Annotated in this window: 20 protein-coding genes; 10 read left to right on the top strand and 10 right to left on the bottom strand. The window is 52.2% G+C overall.

What is annotated here, in order from left to right:
- Window positions 1–196 precede the first annotated feature (196 nt).
- From zapB to HV229_RS24060, 3 genes are all read left to right on the top strand, one after another.
- Window positions 197–442, top strand: coding sequence for a septal ring assembly protein ZapB (gene zapB / locus HV229_RS24070; protein WP_019077914.1), 246 nt, complete (start codon window positions 197–199; stop codon window positions 440–442).
- A 92-nt stretch (window positions 443–534) separates the two neighbouring features.
- Window positions 535–912 carry a hypothetical protein gene (locus tag HV229_RS24065; RefSeq protein WP_249417779.1) on the top strand — a complete coding sequence of 126 codons (378 nt, stop codon included), beginning with the start codon at window positions 535–537 and terminating at the stop codon, window positions 910–912.
- A 43-nt stretch (window positions 913–955) separates the two neighbouring features.
- Complete coding sequence (locus tag HV229_RS24060; RefSeq protein WP_181546561.1) at window positions 956–1,345, top strand: hypothetical protein; 390 nt, start codon at window positions 956–958, stop codon at window positions 1,343–1,345.
- 42 nt (window positions 1,346–1,387) lie between these two features.
- On the opposite strand, the gene rraA is transcribed toward HV229_RS24060, so the two are convergent.
- The 7 genes from rraA to priA form a co-directional block, all read right to left on the bottom strand.
- Window positions 1,388–1,873, bottom strand: coding sequence for a ribonuclease E activity regulator RraA (gene rraA / locus HV229_RS24055; protein WP_008787034.1), 486 nt, complete (start codon window positions 1,871–1,873; stop codon window positions 1,388–1,390).
- A 92-nt stretch (window positions 1,874–1,965) separates the two neighbouring features.
- Window positions 1,966–2,895: a 1,4-dihydroxy-2-naphthoate polyprenyltransferase gene (gene menA, locus HV229_RS24050; RefSeq protein ID WP_016157915.1), complete on the bottom strand. Its 930-nt coding sequence runs from the start codon at window positions 2,893–2,895 to the stop codon at window positions 1,966–1,968.
- 67 nt (window positions 2,896–2,962) lie between these two features.
- Window positions 2,963–4,294 carry an HslU--HslV peptidase ATPase subunit gene (gene hslU / locus HV229_RS24045; protein ID WP_003028803.1) on the bottom strand — a complete coding sequence of 444 codons (1,332 nt, stop codon included), beginning with the start codon at window positions 4,292–4,294 and terminating at the stop codon, window positions 2,963–2,965.
- Window positions 4,295–4,303: 9 nt separating this feature from the next.
- Window positions 4,304–4,834: an ATP-dependent protease subunit HslV gene (gene hslV / locus HV229_RS24040; RefSeq protein WP_003028805.1), complete on the bottom strand. Its 531-nt coding sequence runs from the start codon at window positions 4,832–4,834 to the stop codon at window positions 4,304–4,306.
- Window positions 4,835–4,925: 91 nt separating this feature from the next.
- Window positions 4,926–5,900 carry a cell division protein FtsN gene (gene ftsN / locus HV229_RS24035; protein ID WP_181546559.1) on the bottom strand — a complete coding sequence of 325 codons (975 nt, stop codon included), beginning with the start codon at window positions 5,898–5,900 and terminating at the stop codon, window positions 4,926–4,928.
- Between the two features lie 93 nt (window positions 5,901–5,993).
- Window positions 5,994–7,019 carry a DNA-binding transcriptional regulator CytR gene (gene cytR, locus HV229_RS24030; protein ID WP_016157916.1) on the bottom strand — a complete coding sequence of 342 codons (1,026 nt, stop codon included), beginning with the start codon at window positions 7,017–7,019 and terminating at the stop codon, window positions 5,994–5,996.
- Between the two features lie 156 nt (window positions 7,020–7,175).
- Window positions 7,176–9,374 carry a primosomal protein N' gene (gene priA, locus HV229_RS24025; protein ID WP_095715362.1) on the bottom strand — a complete coding sequence of 733 codons (2,199 nt, stop codon included), beginning with the start codon at window positions 9,372–9,374 and terminating at the stop codon, window positions 7,176–7,178.
- 257 nt (window positions 9,375–9,631) lie between these two features.
- Between priA and rpmE the strand changes: the two genes are divergently transcribed.
- The 3 genes from rpmE (at window position 9,632) to HV229_RS24010 (ending at window position 12,376) form a co-directional block, all read left to right on the top strand.
- A complete protein-coding gene (rpmE, locus tag HV229_RS24020) occupies window positions 9,632–9,844 on the top strand; it encodes a 50S ribosomal protein L31 (RefSeq protein WP_008787040.1) in 213 nt (70 codons plus the stop codon).
- Window positions 9,845–10,183: 339 nt separating this feature from the next.
- Entirely contained in the window at window positions 10,184–10,864 is a 681-nt protein-coding gene (locus HV229_RS24015; protein WP_016157918.1) for an oligogalacturonate-specific porin KdgM family protein, read from the top strand.
- Window positions 10,865–10,951: 87 nt separating this feature from the next.
- Window positions 10,952–12,376, top strand: coding sequence for a glycoside-pentoside-hexuronide (GPH):cation symporter (locus tag HV229_RS24010; protein ID WP_016155266.1), 1,425 nt, complete (start codon window positions 10,952–10,954; stop codon window positions 12,374–12,376).
- A gap of 53 nt (window positions 12,377–12,429) precedes the next feature.
- Here the strand turns inward: HV229_RS24010 and metJ are convergent, their stop codons facing one another.
- Window positions 12,430–12,747 (bottom strand): met regulon transcriptional regulator MetJ, encoded by a 318-nt coding sequence (gene metJ, locus HV229_RS24005; RefSeq protein WP_003825168.1) that lies wholly within the window; start codon window positions 12,745–12,747, stop codon window positions 12,430–12,432.
- 265 nt (window positions 12,748–13,012) lie between these two features.
- Here metJ and metB point away from each other — a divergent pair, with 265 nt between their 5' ends.
- Window positions 13,013–14,173 carry a cystathionine gamma-synthase gene (gene metB, locus HV229_RS24000; protein WP_047415571.1) on the top strand — a complete coding sequence of 387 codons (1,161 nt, stop codon included), beginning with the start codon at window positions 13,013–13,015 and terminating at the stop codon, window positions 14,171–14,173.
- 2 nt (window positions 14,174–14,175) lie between these two features.
- Window positions 14,176–16,608 carry a bifunctional aspartate kinase/homoserine dehydrogenase II gene (gene metL, locus HV229_RS23995; RefSeq protein WP_016155268.1) on the top strand — a complete coding sequence of 811 codons (2,433 nt, stop codon included), beginning with the start codon at window positions 14,176–14,178 and terminating at the stop codon, window positions 16,606–16,608.
- Here metL and HV229_RS23990 read toward each other — a convergent pair.
- Entirely contained in the window at window positions 16,583–17,758 is a 1,176-nt protein-coding gene (locus HV229_RS23990) for a cytoplasmic protein (RefSeq protein ID WP_181546557.1), read from the bottom strand. The two genes, metL and HV229_RS23990, sit on opposite strands and share 26 nt — an antisense overlap.
- Before the next feature lie 133 nt (window positions 17,759–17,891).
- Between HV229_RS23990 and HV229_RS23985 the strand changes: the two genes are divergently transcribed.
- Window positions 17,892–19,448, top strand: coding sequence for a bifunctional UDP-sugar hydrolase/5'-nucleotidase (locus HV229_RS23985; RefSeq protein WP_181546555.1), 1,557 nt, complete (start codon window positions 17,892–17,894; stop codon window positions 19,446–19,448).
- Window positions 19,449–19,485: 37 nt separating this feature from the next.
- Here HV229_RS23985 and HV229_RS23980 read toward each other — a convergent pair whose 3' ends face one another.
- Window positions 19,486–19,863: a carboxymuconolactone decarboxylase family protein gene (locus HV229_RS23980; RefSeq protein WP_016157923.1), complete on the bottom strand. Its 378-nt coding sequence runs from the start codon at window positions 19,861–19,863 to the stop codon at window positions 19,486–19,488.
- 88 nt (window positions 19,864–19,951) lie between these two features.
- On the opposite strand from HV229_RS23980, the gene HV229_RS23975 reads away from it, so the two are divergent.
- Window positions 19,952–20,860 (top strand): LysR family transcriptional regulator, encoded by a 909-nt coding sequence (locus HV229_RS23975; protein ID WP_181546553.1) that lies wholly within the window; start codon window positions 19,952–19,954, stop codon window positions 20,858–20,860.
- Window positions 20,861–20,918 lie beyond the last annotated feature (58 nt).

Genomic DNA, 20,918 nt, shown 5'->3' with positions numbered 1-20,918 from the left:
AGAGTTATGATAGTAATGTCACCAGGAGAAAGACGAAAAGTGTTGCAAACCGCAATCTGCGCGGGATGCCGCTGGACAGGGATGACGCGGCTTCATACAATCGGTGTTAAGTAGAGTGCGCTCGTTTTTATTAAGGCGTCGCCGGTTATCGGGACGAGGATTTTTATCCATCAACGCCTTGCAATTCAGGAGAGGTATGACGATGTCATTAGAAGTGTTTGAGAAACTGGAAGCAAAAGTACAGCAGGCGATTGATACCATCACGCTGTTGCAGATGGAAATCGAAGAGCTGAAAGAAAAGAACAACTCACTGTCGCAGGAAGTTCAGTCTGCACAGCAGCAGCGTGAAGAGCTGGAGCGTGAGAACAACAACCTGAAAGAACAGCAGAACGGCTGGCAGGATCGTCTGCATGCCCTGTTGGGGCGTATGGAAGAAGTCTAATTCTGATTTCTTTAAAAAGGCATCCATAATGGATGCCTTTTTACTATGTAGACTTTAGGATATCGTAATTCTCAAATTTCAAAGAATACGATATGACAAAAAGAAACGATATTATTGATAATTCGGATCGATTTATCACCAGAGATATTAGATATGGTCTTATCTATACAGATAATCTAGGGTGGATTGATCTAGGCCACGCTAATCCGGCAGGCGCTGAAAAATTATGGTTTGAAATGACAAGACCTCGTGGTGGTGATAGTGAATTTTACGAAGTAAATTACCATCAAAGCATGTCTAAAAGCATTCACGGTCTAAATATTAATACTGGTATATATCGTAGATTCATGGTGCGACGAGGATTGCAGGAGCGAATTCTGCAAGGTATTGCTTTGTCTATATTCTTGAGTACGTCACATCGTTTCGAACCCTTACAGGATTTTTGGCCTTACACTTATTTATGGATGTAATTAAACCTGTTGCGAATCCAAATTATGTTCGGGAACTCCGTATATGACGTTTCGACGATTAGGTGTTATTATTGCATTTATGCTTTTCTTTGCGCTGCTTTATTGTTATTTAATGGTGAGTGTCTTTACAAAAAAATGCTATACGCAGCATGATTTATTAATTTATCAGTTATTAACGCCGAAATTGATTAAACAGGTTCCAAGGGTATCCAGCGACTGGTTTTTTGTAAGCCATACATATGAGGGTAGCCATCTTCAACGCAGTGAAATAGTTTTTACGGGGATACCTAAGAATGATATTCACAGAGCAGAAGAAAAATTAAACGCATACGTTGAATCTTATCCTGCAAGTCGCGAGATGATGAGTGTCGTTGTTGAAGCAAGAGCTGGGAATTATGATGTTAGGGTCATTCACTACAAATCGGATGAATGAAGAAAATAAAAGGCCATCAAACTTGCTGATGGCCTTTTTCACTTACTCGATATCGAGCGGGTCTTCGGAGAGGATTATCCCGGTGTTGTCGGCGTAAAGGTGGTCGCCGGAGAAGAATGTCACGCCGCCAAAGTTGACGCGCACATCGCTTTCCCCAATCCCCTCTCCTGAAGCACCTACCGGAATTGCGGCAATCGCCTGAATGCCGATATCCAGTTCTTCCAGATCGTCTACCTGGCGGACTGAGCCGTAGATGACCAGACCTTCCCATTCATTCTGTACGGCCAGTCGTGCCAGTTCGGCATCGACCAGCGCACGACGGACAGAACCGCCACCATCGACCAGCAGAATGCGACCACGGCCATTTTGTTCGAGCAGATCGTACAGCAACCCGTTGTCCTCGAAACATTTTACCGTGATGATTTGTCCGCCAAACGACGACCGTCCTCCAAAGTTAGAGAACAGCGGTTCCACGACGTTGACATCTTCCTGATAGATGTCACAAAGCTCGGATGTATCGTATTTCATAGGCTTAACGTTCAGTTGCTGCGAGAATTTTTAGTATATCGCGCTATGTGTACTGTTGGCAAAATCATCAATTGTTAATTGATATTTGTCAGTTAAAGAGACCACTGACTTAAGAAAATTCCAACGACAAACAGCAAGTTAGTTAATAGCGCCGCTTTTACGGTGCGTTCCAGCATCGGACGCATTGCCGCAGGATCCATTTCGCGCATCACGTAACGCGCCTGTTTGAAAAGCAGCGGAGCGGCAAGGATAAACAGCCATCCCCACAGACTTTGTAGCGAAAACAGGTTAAACAGCGCCAGGCAGACCAGCGTACCCATCAGCAGGCAGGCATGGTAGCGGCGGGCATTGACGGCACCTAAACGTACTACCAGCGTGTTCTTGCCGTTCTCTCTGTCGCTGTTGATATCGCGCAGGTTGTTGACGTTGAGCACGGCAGTTGCCAGCAGGCCACAGGCGGTGGCAGGCAGAATCAGCGCCGGAATCAGCGTATGCGCCTGCAGATACCAGCTTCCCATCACGCTAAGCCAGCCAAAGAATACCAGCACGGAAATATCGCCCAGACCGATATATCCGTAAGGGCGATTACCCACGGTGTAGGTGATCGCCGCGATAATCGACAGGCCCCCAAGTACCAGGAAACCGACAAAATCCGCCAGCGTGTGGCAGGCCACAGCAACCAGGGCCAGACCTGACAGACAAATCAACACCACGGTGACGATCAGTGCACGCTTCATCTGCTGTTGGGTGATAACCCCTTTTTGCATACCGCGCAGCGGTCCAATGCGGTCGGGCTTGTCGCTGCCTTTGACCGCATCGCCATAGTCGTTAGCGAGGTTGGACAGAATTTGCAGCAGTCCTGCCGTAATCAATGCCAACAGAGCAACCAGCGGATCGAAGTATCCTTGCCACCATGCTAATGCCGTACCGACGATGATCGCCGCGAAGGCGAGCGGTAAGGTCTTAGGTCGTAAACTTTCCAGCCAGGCTTGTGAGCGGCTAATTTTTTGTTGTTCAGTCATATTTAGCGCCAATAAAAATGGGGCTTTATCAGCCCCATCAACAGTGATGAAAATGCATTGAACGCGATTATAGGATAAAACGGCTCAGATCTTCATCTGCGACCAGCGCATCCAGATGTTTGCTCACATATTCGGCATCAATTGTGATGCTTTGGCCGTTTAAATCGCTCGCATCATAGGAAATATCTTCCATCAGACGCTCGAGAACGGTATGCAGACGACGTGCACCGATGTTTTCGGTGGTTTCATTGACCTGCCAGGCCGCTTCGGCAATGCGTTTAATGCCCGATTCGGTGAAGTTGATGTCCACACCTTCGGTCGCCATCAGCGCTTTGTACTGGACGGTGATGGAGGCATTAGGTTCGGTAAGGATACGCTCAAAATCGCTGGTGGTCAGCGCCTGCAGCTCGACACGAATCGGCAGACGACCCTGCAGTTCCGGGATCAGGTCAGACGGTTTCGCTACCTGGAATGCGCCAGAGGCGATAAACAGAATGTGGTCTGTTTTCACCATACCGTGTTTAGTGGAGACCGTGCAGCCTTCAACCAGCGGCAGCAGGTCGCGCTGTACGCCTTCACGGGACACGTCCGGGCCGGAGGATTCGCCGCGCTTACAGATTTTGTCGATTTCGTCGATAAACACGATTCCGTGTTGCTCAACGGCGTCGATAGCTTCCTGTTTCAGCTCTTCCGGATTCACCAGTTTGGCCGCTTCTTCTTCAATCAGCAGCTTCATCGCGTCTTTGATTTTCAGCTTACGCGGTTTTTGCTTCTGACCGCCCAGGTTCTGGAACATGGACTGTAGCTGGCTGGTCATCTCTTCCATTCCCGGAGGCGCCATGATTTCAACGCCCATCGGTGCGGCCGCGAGATCGATTTCGATCTCTTTATCATCCAGCTGGCCTTCACGCAGTTTTTTACGGAACGCCTGACGCGCTGCAGAAGGTTCCTGCGGCTGCTCTGACTGTCCCCAGTTATTTTTAGCCGGTGGGATCAGCACGTCGAGAATGCGCTCTTCCGCCATCTCTTCGGCACGGAAGCGGTTTTTCTCGATGGCCTGAACGCGGACCATTTTGATGGCAGCATCGGTCAGATCGCGGATGATAGAGTCAACTTCTTTACCAACATAGCCGACTTCGGTGAATTTTGTTGCTTCAACTTTGATGAACGGCGCGTTGGCCAGTTTTGCCAGACGACGGGCGATTTCGGTTTTACCGACGCCGGTTGGGCCAATCATCAGAATGTTTTTCGGCGTAACTTCATGGCGCAGCTCTTCGTTGAGCTGCATGCGGCGCCAGCGGTTACGCAGGGCAATCGCCACGGAACGCTTAGCGTTATCCTGGCCGATGATGTGTTTGTTCAGTTCGCTGACAATTTCGCGTGGGGTCATTTCAGACATGGGGGATCCTTACGCTTTGGAGTTCAATTCTTCGATGGTATGGAAGTGGTTGGTATAAATGCAGATATCCCCTGCAATATCCAACGCTTTCTCAGCAATCTCGCGTGCGCCAAGCTCGGTGTTTTCCAGCAGAGCGCGTGCAGCAGCCTGGGCGTAGGGACCGCCGGAGCCGATGGCAATCAGATCGTTTTCTGGCTGGATGACGTCGCCGTTACCGGTGATGATGAGTGATGCAGTTTCATCCGCAACGGCCAGCAGCGCTTCGAGTTTGCGCAGCATACGGTCGGTACGCCAGTCTTTTGCCAGTTCAACGGCAGCTTTCACCAGGTGACCCTGGTGCATTTCCAGCTTGCGTTCAAACAGTTCAAACAGCGTGAATGCATCCGCAGTACCGCCCGCAAAGCCCGCGATGACTTTGTCGTTGTACAGACGGCGGACTTTCTTCACGTTGCCTTTCATTACGGTGTTACCCAGTGTGGCCTGACCATCACCGGCGATTACCACATGGCCGTTACGGCGTACGCTTACTATTGTTGTCACGAGCAGACCCCTTGGTTACAAATGCAAAACACAGGCCCCGCGCAGTATGCGGGGCGTAATGCAAGTATAGATGGGGGGGATTTTGGGGGTTTCAACCCCCAGTGGCGAGTCGAATGCAGTTTGTGTGACCAGCAACTTTCAGGCGGCTGATGGTGTTGTCGGCATTCTCTTTGCCTTTGACCGGACCAATGACCACGCGATTCCAGCCGTTATTGGTGGTAATACGTGAGTTGAAGCCTTCAAAAGCCAACTGCGCGCGCACGGTTTCTGCCTGCTCAGCGCCTTTAAATGAGCCGCACTGTACCATCCAGCGGCGTTCATCTTTTTTCTCCGCCGTCTGTTTTGGCGGCTGCGTTTCATTTGTTATCGGCGCGGGCGGCTGCGTTTTCGGCTGAGCGGCGGTGGTATGCGCAGGTGTTTGCAGTAGATCCTGATACGGCTGTTGTGCCGCCGGTTTTGGCTGCGCCTTCGGCTGCTGTACCGGTGCGGCTTGCGCAGTACGCGTTTGCTGCTGCTGGTTCGGCTGTTCCGTTACCCGTTGGCGCGGCTGTTGAGCCTGCTGTTGGGTGTTATTCCACTGTTGCTGTTGCACCTGACGCTGACGCTGCAGCGTTTGCTGGCGTTGTTCAGCAGTTTGTTCGTTCCACGGTACTTCGTTGAGCTGCGTTGGCTGTTGGCGCATATCGGCCTGCATTTGCGCCAACAACTGGCGCTGCTCATTGGTAAGCTGATCGGCGTTCAGTACCTCGCCGCCTGCAGACGGTTCGGTAGGCGCACGTACGCCAGGCTGACGGCTTTCCAGCTCTTTGATGTATCGCCAGCGCTCTTCCGGTTTTGGCGGGATGCCATTACCGGTGACTTTCTGGTTTTGCAGCGTTTCGGACTCTTCTTTCTTGTGATGCGTAATGAAGTACAGACCACCGATAAAGGTCACGAGTACGGCTGCAGCAATAGCAACCATAGCGGGCGATACCGCAGGCGTATTGCGTTGTTTTTTCCGTGATGTGCTCTTCTTGCGCCGCGAAGGTGCCGGTTGGCCGCGACGTACATAATCTCGTTGTGCCACTATCGTTTCGCTGTATTTATTCGTTCGTCAGCCCGCCATGTTACTTAAGCGGCGGGCCTTTGACCAGACAGGGGAGTCCGAAAGCACTTTACTTTACGTCAGTGCCCGGGTAGTGCCCCGAATAATAAGCTCGCAGTCCAGTAAACGTGAGCCACTGCTGACGTTCTGACCTTGTAGTTGATCGAGCAGTAACAGCATAGCTTCACGTCCGATATCGAAACGCGGCTGTGCGACGGTTGTCAGGGGTGGATCACAAAATTCCGTGAGCGAAATATTATCAAAGCCAATGATGGATAAATCGTCAGGTACCTTCAGACCCTGACGTTTGGCGTAAGAGAGTGCCCCCAGCGCCATGACATCGCTGTGGCAAAAGACCGCAGTAGGTGGCTGTGGAAGCTCAAGGAGTTGCTTAAGCGCATTGGCTCCCGCTTCATAGGTAAAGTCACCACGCGCGATGAAATGCGGATCGACCGTAATTCCACTGCGGCGCAATGCCTGAACGTAACCTTGCAGACGGTAATGGCACAGCGGCATATCCTCTGGTCCGGCGATACAGCCAATGCGTTTATGCCCCAGTTCCAGCAGATAGTTCATCGCGTTGAAGGCGGCGGTGAGATTATCAATGTGCACGGTGGGGAGTTCCAGCTCTGGCGCGAACTCGTTGGACATGACCATCGGCGGCAAGTTGCGCTGCTCTTCCACGCTGGCATCAAACGGCAGGCGCGAGCTGAGCAGCACCATGCCATCGATCTGCTTGGTGATAATGAGGTTGAGGAAGGTCTTTTCCTGCTGATTCTGGTGGGCGCAGTCGCCGATAAGCACCAGATATCCCTGCTCAGCGGCGGTCACTTCTATGCCGCGAATCACTTCGCTAAAAAACGGATCGCAGATATCCGGCACAATCACCAGAATGGTACGTGATTCATTACGCTTAACGTTGCGTCCCATTGATTGGGGTAAATATCCCACTTCCAGCGCAGCCTGTTCAACCTTGTTACGGGTTGACTGCGAGACTTTGTCCGGGTTCATTAATGCGCGGGATACGGTTGCCGTTGAGACTTTCGCCTTCAGAGCAACATCTTTCATCGTAGCGGCGGCAACCTGCTTATTCGGTTTCACTCTTTCTCCTCGCCAGAGAGCTGCTGGCACAGACTCGTCCTTGAATAGCCTTCATCTGAAACATTTTTATCAGATAGTTAATGGAAGCGGTTACAGAATTTTCATAAAAAGTGTGATGGATCTTTAATTTTACGATCCGCCTCGCATCGTGAGGGATTATCCCTCGATGGGATCGACATCCAGCACCCATTTAACCTTACGTGCATCGGGTAACGTATTGATCAGCGCCAGCGTACCGCTGACGATATGCTGCAGGCGAATTCGCGACGGATGTTGCAACAAAATTTGCCAGCGATAGCGACCGCCGCGCTTGGGGGCCAGGGCGGGAACCGGGCCGAGCACCCACAGTTTGTCATCGGCAAGCGGACTGGCCTGGATCAGATTTCGCAACTGTTGTAAGAACATTGGCGCATGCTGGTTGTTATGATCTTCTGCCCGCACGATCACATGGCTGGTCCACGGTGGAAGCTGGAGCGTTTGTCGCTCGGCCAGCGCCTGCTCGGCAAACGCGTCATAACCTTTGTACAGCAAAGTTTGCAGCAGCGGATGCTCAGGATGGTGCGTTTGTAGCACCACTTCGCCCTGTTTCCCGGCGCGTCCTGCTCGCCCGGAGACCTGCGTGTAAAGCTGGGCGAAGCGTTCTGCCGACCGGAAATCTGCAGAGAACAGCGCGCCGTCAACGTCCAGAAGCGCCACCAGGGTGACGTCCGGGAAGTGGTGGCCTTTGGCCAGCATTTGCGTGCCGATCAGAATTCGTGCGCCGCCGCGATGTACTTCCGCCAGATGCTGCTCCAGCGACCCTTTACGGCTGGTGGTGTCGCGATCGATGCGTGAGATTGGCACGCCGGGGAAAAAAGGGGCCAGAGCCTGCTCAAGCTGTTCGGTGCCGAGTCCAACCGGAACCATATGCGTTGAGCCGCAGGAAGGGCACTGACGTGGTATTGGGCGCTGGCTGTCGCAGTGGTGGCAGCGTAAATGGTGCTGTGCCTGATGCAGCGTGTAGTAGTGATCGCAGCGCGGACATTCGGCAATCCAGCCGCAGTCATGGCACAGCAGCGCAGGAGCAAAGCCCCGGCGGTTCAAAAACAGAATCACCTGGTTATCCGCCTGCAGGTGCTGACGCATACGGGTGATAAGCGCAGGGGCGAGTCCGGCCTGCACCTGCTGACCTTTGAGATCCAGCACGTGCTGAGTGGCGGGGCGCGCATTTCCGGCGCGTCGCGTCAGGCGCAGCATGCGATATTTTTTCTGTCGCACGTTGCACAGCGTTTCCAGAGCCGGAGTGGCTGAGCCGAGAATAATCGGGATCTGCTCGCTGTGGGCGCGATAAACCGCGAGATCGCGCGCATGATAGCGCCAGCCTTCCTGCTGTTTATAAGAGCTGTCGTGCTCTTCGTCGATGACAATCACGCCGAGATTTTTAAACGGTGTAAACAGCGACGAGCGCGTGCCGATAACAATCGCCGCTTCGCCATTTTTTGCTTTCAGCCAGGCCGAAAGACGTTCGCTGTCGTTCAAACCGGAGTGCAGGACTTCGACCGGCGCATTGAAGCGTTCGCGAAAACGGGCAATAGTTTGCGGCGTCAGGCCAATCTCCGGCACCATCACCAGCGCCTGCTTGCCCTGGGCCAGGACATTTTCCAGTACGCTTAGATAGACCTCTGTTTTGCCTGAGCCCGTCACGCCCGCTAATAGCCAGGCGCTAAAACTGTCCGCGGCGCTGTGAATCGCCCCGACGGCGGTGGCTTGCTCGGTGTTCAGTCGAAGACGCTCACCGGAAACCGCGTAGTGGGTACGCCAGTCGCTAAAACCAGGCGTTTCACTCGCCAGATCGCACAGCCCTTTTTTCCGCAGCGCTTGTAATGCGGCGTCATTAAATTCGAGTTCAGCCACCTGGTCGCGCCAGATTTTTCCCTGGCGTAGCGCAGCCAGCGCCTGCTGTTGCTTGGGAGAGCGCTTCAGGCTGTTGAGATCAATAACCTGGCCTTCTTCAGTGGCAAACCAGTACCATATAGGCGCGTTTCTCGCCGGGCGTCCCTGGCGCAGCAGAATCGGCAGGGCGTGAAACAGTACGTCGCCGATAGGATGGTGATAATAGTCAGCCGCCCACAACAGCAGACGCCAGACGGAGGTCGAATAAACCGGCTCGCTGTCCAGCACTTCGAGAACGGCTTTCAATTCGCTTAGCGGCAGTTCGCTGTGCTCGCTGACGGATAGAACGATGCCCACGCGCTCCTGTTGCTTGCCAAAGGGCACGCGTACACGACACCCGGCTTTGGCGCTCATGCCTTCCGGCAGCAGGTAGTCAAAGGTGCGAGGTAGCGGAACGGGTAAGGCAACGTGCGCAACGGGCATTGAATCATCCTGACTTGAAATCTGGCGGGTTAGTATACACATTAGTGAAGGGTAGAATGCGGATCAGTTTGCATGAGCAGGTTAATTTCTGTATGATTCGCCGCCTTTGATGCAAATTGATTGCGTCAAACAATGACCATTACCCGAGAGTTTCAGGCTGTTGATGCAGCGTGAAAGGTGACGGGGAATAATTAACATCGCGTGGTGTCTGGCGTTAGGGCTGGAAGAGCGACGCGGCCTTAAACCGAGGTTTTCCCATGAAAAAAGATATTCACCCGAAATACGAAGAAATTACTGCAAACTGCTCTTGCGGTAACGTCATGAAAATCCGCTCTACCGTCGGTCACGATCTGAACCTGGACGTGTGCGGTCAGTGCCACCCGTTCTATACTGGCAAGCAGCGTGATGTTGCTACCGGTGGCCGTGTTGATCGCTTCAACAAGCGTTTCAGCATCCCAGGCAGCAAGTAAGTTTCAGCTGTCAGAAAAAAGCGCCTTATGGCGCTTTTTTTGTATCTGCGCCTGCAGACTGAAATTCGTATTGATGTATTGAATAATGTCTTTTATTTAATAAATAAAACAGCGTTTTTATTTTTACGATAAAATGTTTCAACTGGTGATCTGCGTCCTTTTTATCTTCTTGTTTTTGCCACTTATGCCAATCTTTGGCAAAATACCAAAGGTTTCTTCCTTCTTTCTAAAATACACTTTCGTGGAAATATAAAATTATTCTTATTCCTTCATCGTTTCTTCATTTATGGACGGAGCGAGATGGGCAATTTCCTAGATTTAGTGTGAAGAGGGATGGTCATGAAATTTAAATCCGCGTTATTACTGATTTCATTATTCTCTGCGGCCGCGCAAGCGGGTTATGTTGATTATCGACATGAATATTATGATGATGGTCGTAATTACGACCGTGTTTATATGTCGCATCGTTTTGCTACGGGTTTTGGTGTCGCAGTCGAGGCCATTTCACGTTCCGAAAATACGCAATCTAATGATGCGTGGAATAATATGGAAAGTAATGGCAACGAGTATACGGCGAGCTACCAGTTCACCTGGAAAGACCTTGTCTGGCAGCCGGGTATTGCGATCGAAACGGGCGATAACATCGCGATTTATAAGCCTTATATTCGCGTGCAGTATAACATCAATGACCATTGGTGGACCGCGTTCCGCTATCGCCAGGAGTACATGCGCAGAAACACTGACGGCAAGGATGACCGCATGGTCTATCGTCCGGAAGCATGGCTCGGTTATAACATCAATGACTGGATGTTTGAGCTAAATGGCATTTATAAAATTGCCGATAGCGAAGATTTATATAACAACCGAAAAGACGATTACGAATATAACTTCCGTGTGGCGTATAAAATAGGCTCATGGGTTCCATTTGTTGAGGTAGGTAACGTTTCCTCGGGGTATAACACCACAACCACAGACGATCGTCAGACCCGCTATCGCGTTGGTCTCGGTTATAACTTCTGACCGTTAATACACTTCGTATCGAATTATTACGCTGAGCATCGGTATACGCATAGTTTGCGTGAATAATGTGTCTAAGGAGTTAACATCATGTCTAATGATGGAACAATGATCGGAAGCAATCAAAATATTGCTGTCAGGCCTTTCGGATTAAGAGATAAATTCGGTTATTTATGTGGTGACCTCGGAACCTGTTTTATTCTTGGGCTGGTAAATAGTTTTTTAATGATTTATTACACCAACGTACTCGGTATTTCCGGTGTTATTGTTGGTTCACTCTATTTTGTGACCAAACTCTTTGATGCGTTTGTCGACGTTGGCGTAGGGCGCTTATGTGATACCTCTAAACTGACGGTACATGGGCGATTTAACCCCTGGGTGCGCCGCATGAAGTACCCGTTTTGCATCATTGCGGTCGTTCTGTTCCTGCCGTTTGTGCATGATTTTTCTTATACGGCGAAAATTATCTACATCTGCTGTTCCTATTTTATTTACGGTTCGCTGTTATCGACAGTGAGTATTCCGTATGGCGCCATGTCTGCGGCGATTAGCTCGAATCCGGAAGATCGCGTATCGCTGTCAACCTGGCGCAGCGTTGGGTCCGCCATCGGCGGCGGGACAACCGGCTTTTTTATTCCGATCCTGATGTACACCACTCTGGTGGACGGAAGCCAGGTGATCTCTGGACAGCATTTCTTCTGGATTGCCATTGGTTGTTCTGTGCTGGGGTTTATCTTTTTAACGTTGACCTGTCAGTTAACGACGGAACGCGTGCGGGTGGAAAGAAAAGAGAGCATGCCGGTTTCTGTGCTGCTGAAGGGGCTGATACGCAATAAAGCGCTGATTGTTTTAGTGGTTGTGGATCTGCTGATTGTGATTAATCAGGGGTTGTCTGGTACCAACATGACTTACCTGTTTAATGACTATTTCCATAACAAAGAGGCCATGTCCGTTGCATTGCTATTCACCTTTGGCTCTCTGGTTTTGCTGGCACCCTCGGCATCCTGGCTCACGAAGCGCTTTGGTAAGAAAGAAGCCAGCGTAGGCGCGCTGCTCTTTGCGGTAGCCATGTATGTGATTATGTACTTCACTCACATTACCGACGCGAAGGTTTATTTGGTTTTCCTGTTCCTGGCGACGCTGGGTGCCGGGTTATTCAACCTGATGATTTGGGCGTTTATGACCGATGTGTGTGATTATCACCAGTATGTCACCGGCGATCGTGAAGATGGGACCGTCTATGGCGTGAACTTCTTCGCCCGCAAGGTTGGCCAGGCGTGCGCTGGGGCTATTGGCGGCTTTATGCTGGCCATCATTGGTTATCAATCTTCGTCAACGGGCGGCGCTGTGCAAACCAGCATTGTGCAGGAAAACATCTATACGATGGCAAATCTGTTACCGGCTTTATGCCTGTTTTTGGCAGCGGTCATTCTGATTTATTTCTATCCATTGAACCGTAAAGAGACGCTCAAAATGGAAGAAACATTGAATAAGATTAATGGTATCAGTAAGTAACGTAGTGAGAAGCGGCGGGAGTAATCCCGCCTTTTCTCATCTGTCTTGAAAAATCAGTATTCCCACGTTTCCGGGTTGATACCCAGTTCACGCATGATTACCTTTGCTTCTTCCGGGATTTCATCGCTGCGCTCTTTACGCAGGTCGTCATCGTTGGGTAATGGTTGCCCGGTAAAAGCATGCAGAAACGCTTCACACAGCAGTTCGCTGTTGGTGGCGTGACGCAGGTTGTTAACCTGACGACGCGTGCGTTCATCGGTAAGGATTTTTAACACCTTCAGAGGAATGGAAACCGTAATTTTTTTGACTTGCTCACTCTTCTTACCGTGCTCAGCGTATGGGCTGATATATTCGCCGCTCCATTCAGCCATGAGATACCTAATCCTCTTTGTCATTAATATTGAGGCCAGAACCTGAGCCCGGACCATAATTGCGCGTAGTTTATCGTAGTGGCGTGGCCCTGACACGAAGTAAGCCGACGCAGATGTACGCTAATGCATATAATTTTAACGGCTATTTCCGGTTTGCTCAATCTATACGCAAAGAAGTTTAGATGTCCAGATGTATTGACGGCTATCGTAACTATGATTACTCTGGTGTCTGACTTTTCACCGACTCAGCCAGGATCTCCTCAATATGACGCGTAAACAGGCCACCATCGCAGTGCGTAGCGGGTTAAATGACGACGAACAATACGGTTGCGTTGTCCCGCCGATCCACCTCTCCAGCACCTATAACTTTACCGGTTTTAATGAGCCTCGCGCCCATGACTATTCGCGCCGTGGTAACCCAACGCGTGATGTCGTTCAGCGTGCGCTGGCGGAACTGGAAGGTGGGGCGGGGGCAGTACTGACCAATACCGGCATGTCGGCGATTCATCTGGTGACCACGGTATTCCTCAAGCCTGGCGATCTGCTGGTCGCACCGCACGACTGCTACGGCGGGAGTTATCGTCTGTTTGACAGCCTGGCAAAGCGTGGCTGTTATCGCGTACTGTTTGTCGATCAAGGAGATGAGCAGGCGTTGCAGGCGGCACTGGCGGAAAAACCGAAGCTGGTGCTGGTAGAAAGCCCAAGCAACCCGCTGTTGCGCGTGGTGGATATCGCGAAAATCTGCCAGCTGGCGCGCGAGGCTGGTGCGGTCAGCGTGGTGGACAACACTTTTTTAAGCCCGGCACTGCAAAATCCACTGGCATTAGGCGCCGATCTGGTGTTGCATTCATGCACGAAATATTTAAACGGTCACTCCGACGTAGTGGCTGGTGTGGTGATAGCAAAAGAGCCGGAAACGGTCACTGAACTGGCATGGTGGGCGAATAATATTGGTGTGACCGGCGGCGCGTTTGATAGTTATCTGCTGTTGCGCGGCCTGCGTACTCTGTCACCTCGTATGGAGGTGGCGCAACGTAATGCTCAGGCGATTGTGGATTATCTGCAAACTCAGCCGCTGGTGAAAAAATTGTATCACCCGTCATTGCCGGATAATCAGGGTCATGAGATTGCCGCGCGTCAGCAAAAAGGGTTTGGCGCGATGTTGAGTTTTGAGCTGGATGGCGATGAGCAAACGCTGCGTCGCTTCCTCGGCGGGTTGTCATTGTTTACGCTGGCGGAATCGTTAGGGGGCGTTGAAAGTCTGATCTCCCATGCCGCAACCATGACACACGCGGGAATGGCGCCAGAAGCGCGTGCTGCTGCCGGAATTTCGGAAACGCTGTTGCGTATCTCCACCGGTATTGAAGATGGCGAAGATTTAATTGCCGACCTGGAAAATGGCTTCCGGGCTGCAAACAAGGGGTAAACATGAGTGTGATTGCGCAGGCAGGGACGAAGGGTCGTCAACTGCACAAATTTGGTGGTAGTAGTCTGGCTGATGTGAAATGTTATCTGCGTGTCGCAGGCATTATGGCGGAGTACTCGCAGCCTGATGACATGATGGTTGTTTCAGCCGCAGGCAGTACCACTAACCAGTTGATCAGCTGGCTAAAATTAAGCCAGACCGATCGTCTGTCTGCGCATCAGGTTCAACAGGCGTTACGTCGCTATCAGAGTGAGCTTATCAGCGGTTTGTTGCCTCCTGAGGTGGCGGATGGGCTGATCGGCGCGTTTATTCACGATCTGGAGCGTCTGGCTGGGTTACTCGACAGCGGCGTGAATGATGCCGTCTATGCTGAAGTCGTCGGGCATGGCGAGGTGTGGTCGGCGCGTTTGATGTCTGCCGTCCTTAACCAACAGGGGCTGGAGTCAGCCTGGCTGGATGCGCGCGATTTTTTACGTGCCGAGCGCGGCGCTCAGCCGCAGGTGGATGAAGGTCTTTCTTACCCATTGCTGCAACAACTGCTGGCGCAGCATCCGGGCAAACGCCTGGTCGTTACCGGTTTCATTAGCCGCAGCAACGCCGGTGAGACGGTACTGCTGGGGCGTAACGGCTCCGACTACTCGGCGACGCAGGTTGGCGCGTTGGCGGGGGTTTCCCGCGTAACCATCTGGAGCGATGTCGCCGGGGTTTACAGCGCGGATCCGCGTAAAGTAAAAGATGCCTGTCTGCTGCCGCTGCTGCGTCTGGATGAAGCCAGCGAGCTGGCGCGTCTGGCGGCTCCGGTTCTGCATGCCCGCACCCTCCAACCAGTTTCCGGCAGCGATATCGATCTCCAGTTGCGTTGTAGCTATACGCCGGAGCAGGGATCGACGCGTATTGAACGCGTGCTGGCTTCCGGTACCGGGGCACGTATTGTGACCAGCCATGATGACGTTTGCCTGATTGAGTTTCAGGTTCCCACTGGCCAGGACTTTAAACTGGCCTATAAAGAGATTGATCAGATTTTAAAACGCACCCAGGTGCGTCCGCTGGCAGTGGGTGTGCATCCTGACCGCCAACTGCTGCAATTTTGCTATACCTCCGAAGTCGCTGATGGCGCACTGAAAATTCTGGATGAAGCTGGCCTGCCGGGCGAGCTGCGTCTGCGCCAGGGGCTGGCGCTGGTGGCGATGGTTGGGGCGGGCGTCACCCGTAACCCGCTGCACTGCCATCGCTTTTGGCAACAGCTGAAAGGTCAGCCGGTCGAATTCACCTGGCAGTCGGAAGAGGGCATTAGCCTGGTCGCCGTCTTGCGTACCGGGCCAACGGAGAGCCTGATTCAGGGTCTGCACCAGTCAATCTTCCGCGCGGAAAAACGCATTGGTCTGGTGCTGTTCGGCAAAGGTAACATTGGGTCGCGCTGGCTGGAGCTGTTTGCCCGCGAGCAGAGCACGCTCTCGGCGCGTACCGGATTAGAGTTCGTGCTGGCAGGAGTGGTTGATAGTCGTCGTAGCCTGCTGAATTACGAAGGGCTGGATGCCAGTCGCGCATTGGCCTTCTTCGATGACGAGGCGGTAGAACAGGATGAAGAGTCATTGTTCCTGTGGATGCGCGCTCACCCGTATGATGATTTAGTGGTGCTGGACGTCACTGCCAGCGAGCAGTTGGCGGAGCAGTATCTGGATTTCGCCAGTCATGGCTTCCACGTTATCAGTGCCAACAAGCTGGCGGGGGCGAGCAGCAGTAATAATTACCGCCAGATTCATGACGCCTTTGAAAAAACCGGTCGCCACTGGCTGTATAACGCCACCGTCGGCGCAGGCTTGCCGATCAACCATACCGTGCGCGATCTGATTGATAGCGGAGATACTATTCTGTCGATCAGTGGGATCTTCTCCGGCACGTTGTCGTGGTTGTTCCTGCAATTTGATGGCACGGTCCCGTTCACCGATCTGGTGGATCAGGCGTGGCAGCAGGGTCTGACTGAACCTGATCCGCGCGTGGATCTTTCCGGCAAAGATGTGATGCGCAAGCTGGTGATTCTGGCGCGTGAAGCGGGTTACGACATCGAACCGGACCAGGTACGCGTAGAATCTCTGGTGCCTGCGCACTGTGAAGCAGGTTCTATTGACCATTTCTTTGAAAATGGCGATGAGCTGAACGAGCAGATGGTGCAACGCCTGGAAGCGGCACGTGAAATGGGATTGGTGCTACGCTATGTGGCGCGTTTTGACGCTAACGGTAAGGCACGCGTTGGCGTTGAAGCGGTACGCCCTGAGCACCCGCTGGCGGCGCTGCTGCCGTGCGATAACGTCTTCGCCATTGAAAGCCGTTGGTATCGTGATAACCCGCTGGTCATTCGCGGACCGGGGGCGGGCCGCGATGTGACCGCCGGGGCGATTCAGTCTGATATCAACCGCCTAGCGCAACTGCTGTAGTTTTTGTTGCCGGATAACATGTGTAAACATCGCCCTCAATGAGGGCGTTGTATTTATCTGCCAGCGATCTTATCGCCTGAAACACCGAATGGGCAGAGTAACGGGTACTTTGCTCAAATTCCGTCTGTTGCCGCAACCAGGCGAGAAAACGATGGCTTGCCGCCAGGGTTATTGACGCGCTTTCTTCAACCCGCCCCTGCGTTAACAAACACACCATTTTACGCATATCGCCTCGTTGCCAGATTTGCCACTGATTTCGCCACCATCCCTGATACGTTTTACCCAGCAATTGCCAGGGCAGCGTGCGCTTATCGTTATTCATTTCTTCATCAATAAACCACAGCGAGGCGCGATGATGGCGAAACTGTTCCGCCCATGCGGTAATCGCTGCGCCGCGCAGGAAGCATTCGTGGGCAATAATATGGGTTTTTACCTCTGGCCACAGATGGCTCAGCAGGCGGAAATGCCCATGGGCAGTAATGACCGGGCGTAAAATCGCGCCGCTGGCGTTCCGTTTAAGTATGGCGCTGCCGTACTGGATTTCATCAAACTGGCTGCGGCGTAAAAACTGGGTTTCCCGCTGACTCACTCGCTCAATGATATCGTCGTGAATGACTGTTGGCTCAGCACTGCCACGCCAGCGGTAAAGCAATGATATGCCGGCAGTGTGCGGCGTGAAGTTGCTGGAAATATGCAGAACATTGCCGCGAATAGCGTCAAAAGAGAGTAATACATAGAGTTGCTGGCCTGCACTAACGCCCTGAAAAGGGACGAGCAAGGGAATCGTCGCTATTTGTTCTGGCAAAACGATGCCGGTGGGAGGCGCCTGCTTTGGTGTCCACACTTTTTTGCAGTTTCGGCACTGGACGCGCTGGCTGCCCTGGGGATTATGCCCATAGCGGATGATTTCTCGTTGGTAGCAACATGGGCAAAACTGACCACGATTAGCGGCAAAATCCGCTAAATATGCCGACAACCAGCAACGGAACTGTTCCTCATCAAACAGCGGTGGAAGGCTGCCGCATGCCCGACAATGCAGTGCGGCATAACCCAGCCGATATTCTGGCCAGCTGTAATCAGCTGAACTCGCCAGCCCCAGATTTTTGCAGCCAAAGGATTTGCAGCAATTGATAGTGAACAGTGACGTCATCCTGTTACCAACGATTTTTAATGGTCGTTGATTTTGGCCTGCAACTATCACTGATGGATGTGAGTTTTCTCACATAAAAAAACCTTTCAGAACGTAACGTAGCGAATCTTTATATGACTGAAAGGGATTGGTTATGAAGCTAAAAATGCTTGCTGTCGGTGTTCTGGTATCTTTACCGCTCTGGGCGAGTGCCAAAGATGTCACGATTATTTATACCAACGATCTCCATGCCCATGTCGAACCTTATAAAGTGCCATGGATTGCCAATGGCACACGAGATATTGGCGGTTGGGCCAATATCTCGGCGATGGTGAAGCAGGAGAAAGCGAAAAATAGCGCCACCTGGTTTTTGGATGCTGGCGACTATTTCACCGGGCCATATATCAGCAGCCTGACCAAGGGGAAGGCGATTATCGATATCATGAACACCATGAGTTTTGACGCTGTCACCATGGGTAATCATGAATTCGATCACGGTTGGGACAATACGCTGCTGCAACTGAGCCAGGCAAAGTTTCCGATCGTGCAGGGCAACATCTTTTACCAAAACAGCAGCAAAATGTTCTGGGATAAGCCTTACACCATTATTGAAAAAGATGGCGTAAAGATAGGCGTGATTGGCCTGCACGGCGTGTTTGCTTTTGATGATACGGTTTCCGCTGCGACACGTGTCGGGATCGAGGCGCGGGATGAAGTGAAGTGGTTGCAACGCTATATCGATGAGCTGAAAGGCAAAGTCGATCTCACCGTGGCGCTGATCCATGAAGGCACGCCAGCGCGTCAGTCCAGTCTGGGGGGCACCGATGTACGCCGTGCGCTGGATAAAGACATCCAGACCGCAGGCCAGGTGCAGGGGCTGGACATCCTGATCACCGGTCATGCGCATGTGGGCACGCCGGAGCCGATTAAAGTAGGTAACACCCTGATTCTGTCTACCGACAGCGGCGGCATTGATGTGGGTAAACTGGTGCTGGATTACCAGCAAAAACCGCATCAATTTACCGTGAAGAACTTCGAGCTGAAAACCATTTTTGCTGATGAGTGGCAGCCAGACCCGCAGACGAAACAGGTCATTGATGGCTGGAATAAAAAGCTCGATAAAGTGGTGCAGCAGACGGTTGCCAACGCGCCGGTTGAGCTGACGCGTGCTTACGGTGAATCTTCTTCGCTGGGAAATCTGGCGGCAGATGCGTTGCTGGTTGCGGCGGGTAAAGATACCCAGTTAGCGCTCACTAACTCGGGCGGCATTCGGAATGAAATCCCTGCTGGAGTCATCACCATGGGCGCAGTCATTAGCACCTTCCCGTTCCCGAATGAGCTGGCAACCATGGATCTCACCGGGAAGCAGTTACGTAGCCTGATGGAGCACGGCGCGGGTTTAAGCAACGGTGTATTGCAGGTGTCCAAAGGACTGGAGATGAAGTATGACAGCAGTAAACCGGTTGGTCTGCGGGTTAGCGTATTGACGTTAAACGGCAAACCCATTGAGGATGCCACGGTTTATCACATTGCCACCAATAGCTTCCTGGCGGACGGCGGTGATGGTTTCACGACATTTACTGAAGGTAAAGCGCGTAACACATCCGGCGGTTACTATGTCTCTAATGCGGTCGTGGATTATTTCAAAGCGGGAAATACGCTGACGGATGAACAACTCAAAGGCATGCGTGTGGAAGATGTGAAACCGTAGTGGGGTCAGGCCAGCAGATATTCCGCTGGCCTTTGTTTTAACCTCTGTGGGAGGCAAACACCTCTTTTGCAGCGAACAGGCCGTTTAGTGCTGCCGGGAATCCCGCATAAACAGCCATCTGCATCATCACTTCAATAATCTCTTCCTGCGTTAAGCCAACGTGCAGCGCGGCGGCGATGTGTACCTTAAGCTGTGGTGCGGCGTTACCCATGGCGGTGAGCGCCGCGACGGTGGCAATTTCTCTACTGCGTAAATCCAGCCCCGGCCTTGAATAGATGTCGCCAAAAGGAAATTCAATCAGGTATTGGGCGAAGTCTGGCGCAATATCCTGCAGACTTTCGACTACCGCATCTCCGCCTTTTCCATCAACCTGTTGCAGCATTCTCTGACCGGTTAAATAGCGTTCTGAATCCATGATAATCACCTCGTGAGTTAGTGTACGGCATGAGGATAGAGCGCGTAGAATGATTGGGGTAATACCGTTTCCGTGATACCTTTTCGGTATGACAACATCGCCTTTGCACTCTCTGGATATCCGCCTTCTACGCTATTTTTCCGTGGTAGCGGAAGAGAACAACATGAGTCGAGCGGCGCAGCGTTTATTTATGTCGCAGCCGCTGCTGAGTCGCCACATTCGCCAGCTTGAAGAGCGCCTGGGGGTGACGCTTTTTGTCCGTCATACCCGTGGACTTACGCTGACGGAGGACGGCCAGCGCGTCCTTGAAATCGTGCGCCCGCTATTGGCGTTAGAGGATAAAACCTGGACGGCGTTGAGTCAGATAGCGAAGACGGGAGAACAAACTCTGCGCTTAGGGCTAAGTACGGCGTTTGAGCAGGGCGTTTTTGCGGCGTTTGAGTCGCAGCTTGCTACGCGTGTACAGAAGCTACATATTGTCCGTCATGGTTCGCCTGAACTGGCGCGTCAGGTGCGTCGGGGAAAACTGGATGCAGCGCTGGTGGCGCTACCGCTTGAGAATTTGGGTCTTAGCGTCACGCCGCTCGGCTGGCAAGAATCGATGATTGCCGCCTTACCCACGCTCTGGCCCGAGGCGGCTCTGCCTTCGCTCTCGTTAACGTCGCTGAACCACCGACCGCTGTTCTGGTTCAAACGTGAACGTAACCCTGCTTTTTTTGATTACACTCGACACATTTTTCGTCGTGCCGGTTACTCTCCTGCTCTTATTGAGGAGCCGATGGAACATGACGTGCTGCTGGCACGGATCGCGCAGGGTGACGGTCTGAGCCTGGTTCCGGCCTCCTTTTCCGCTATCCAGCGTCAGGGCGTGATCTTCCTTCCGCTTACTGATACAGAATTGCGGCTTAGCATGGGGTTAGCGACACTGCCTGAGAACGTAATAAAAGTAGAGTGGCTACAGACGGTCGTGACGCAATCCCTCACCATTTCAAGCTGATGTGAATTTTTTTCACGTTGGCTGAGTATTCCTCACCTTTAACGATGATTTTTGTGTT

It is taken from the genome of Citrobacter sp. RHBSTW-00524 (assembly GCF_013747755.1).
In the GTDB taxonomy this organism is placed as follows: Bacteria; Pseudomonadota; Gammaproteobacteria; order Enterobacterales; family Enterobacteriaceae; genus Citrobacter; species Citrobacter braakii.
The sequence above is the reverse complement of the archived record's forward strand: the minus strand, read 5'-3'. Positions and strand labels throughout refer to the sequence as shown.

What these genes read in the sequence shown, in the direction of transcription:
- HV229_RS23980 (WP_016157923.1), bottom strand. Translation starts at nt 19,863, where the DNA reads ATGGATTCAGAACGCTATTTAACCGGTCAGAGAATGCTGCAACAGGTT.
- metJ (WP_003825168.1), bottom strand. Translation starts at nt 12,747, where the DNA reads ATGGCTGAATGGAGCGGCGAATATATCAGCCCATACGCTGAGCACGGT.
- HV229_RS24065 (WP_249417779.1), top strand. Translation starts at nt 535, where the DNA reads ATGACAAAAAGAAACGATATTATTGATAATTCGGATCGATTTATCACC.
- metL (WP_016155268.1), top strand. Translation starts at nt 14,176, where the DNA reads ATGAGTGTGATTGCGCAGGCAGGGACGAAGGGTCGTCAACTGCACAAA.
- HV229_RS24010 (WP_016155266.1), top strand. Translation starts at nt 10,952, where the DNA reads ATGTCTAATGATGGAACAATGATCGGAAGCAATCAAAATATTGCTGTC.
- priA (WP_095715362.1), bottom strand. Translation starts at nt 9,374, where the DNA reads ATGCCCGTTGCGCACGTTGCCTTACCCGTTCCGCTACCTCGCACCTTT.
- HV229_RS24060 (WP_181546561.1), top strand. Translation starts at nt 956, where the DNA reads ATGACGTTTCGACGATTAGGTGTTATTATTGCATTTATGCTTTTCTTT.
- HV229_RS23990 (WP_181546557.1), bottom strand. Translation starts at nt 17,758, where the DNA reads ATGACGTCACTGTTCACTATCAATTGCTGCAAATCCTTTGGCTGCAAA.
- rraA (WP_008787034.1), bottom strand. Translation starts at nt 1,873, where the DNA reads ATGAAATACGATACATCCGAGCTTTGTGACATCTATCAGGAAGATGTC.
- zapB (WP_019077914.1), top strand. Translation starts at nt 197, where the DNA reads ATGACGATGTCATTAGAAGTGTTTGAGAAACTGGAAGCAAAAGTACAG.
- HV229_RS23975 (WP_181546553.1), top strand. Translation starts at nt 19,952, where the DNA reads ATGACAACATCGCCTTTGCACTCTCTGGATATCCGCCTTCTACGCTAT.
- rpmE (WP_008787040.1), top strand. Translation starts at nt 9,632, where the DNA reads ATGAAAAAAGATATTCACCCGAAATACGAAGAAATTACTGCAAACTGC.
- metB (WP_047415571.1), top strand. Translation starts at nt 13,013, where the DNA reads ATGACGCGTAAACAGGCCACCATCGCAGTGCGTAGCGGGTTAAATGAC.
- hslU (WP_003028803.1), bottom strand. Translation starts at nt 4,294, where the DNA reads ATGTCTGAAATGACCCCACGCGAAATTGTCAGCGAACTGAACAAACAC.
- menA (WP_016157915.1), bottom strand. Translation starts at nt 2,895, where the DNA reads ATGACTGAACAACAAAAAATTAGCCGCTCACAAGCCTGGCTGGAAAGT.
- HV229_RS24015 (WP_016157918.1), top strand. Translation starts at nt 10,184, where the DNA reads ATGAAATTTAAATCCGCGTTATTACTGATTTCATTATTCTCTGCGGCC.
- HV229_RS23985 (WP_181546555.1), top strand. Translation starts at nt 17,892, where the DNA reads ATGAAGCTAAAAATGCTTGCTGTCGGTGTTCTGGTATCTTTACCGCTC.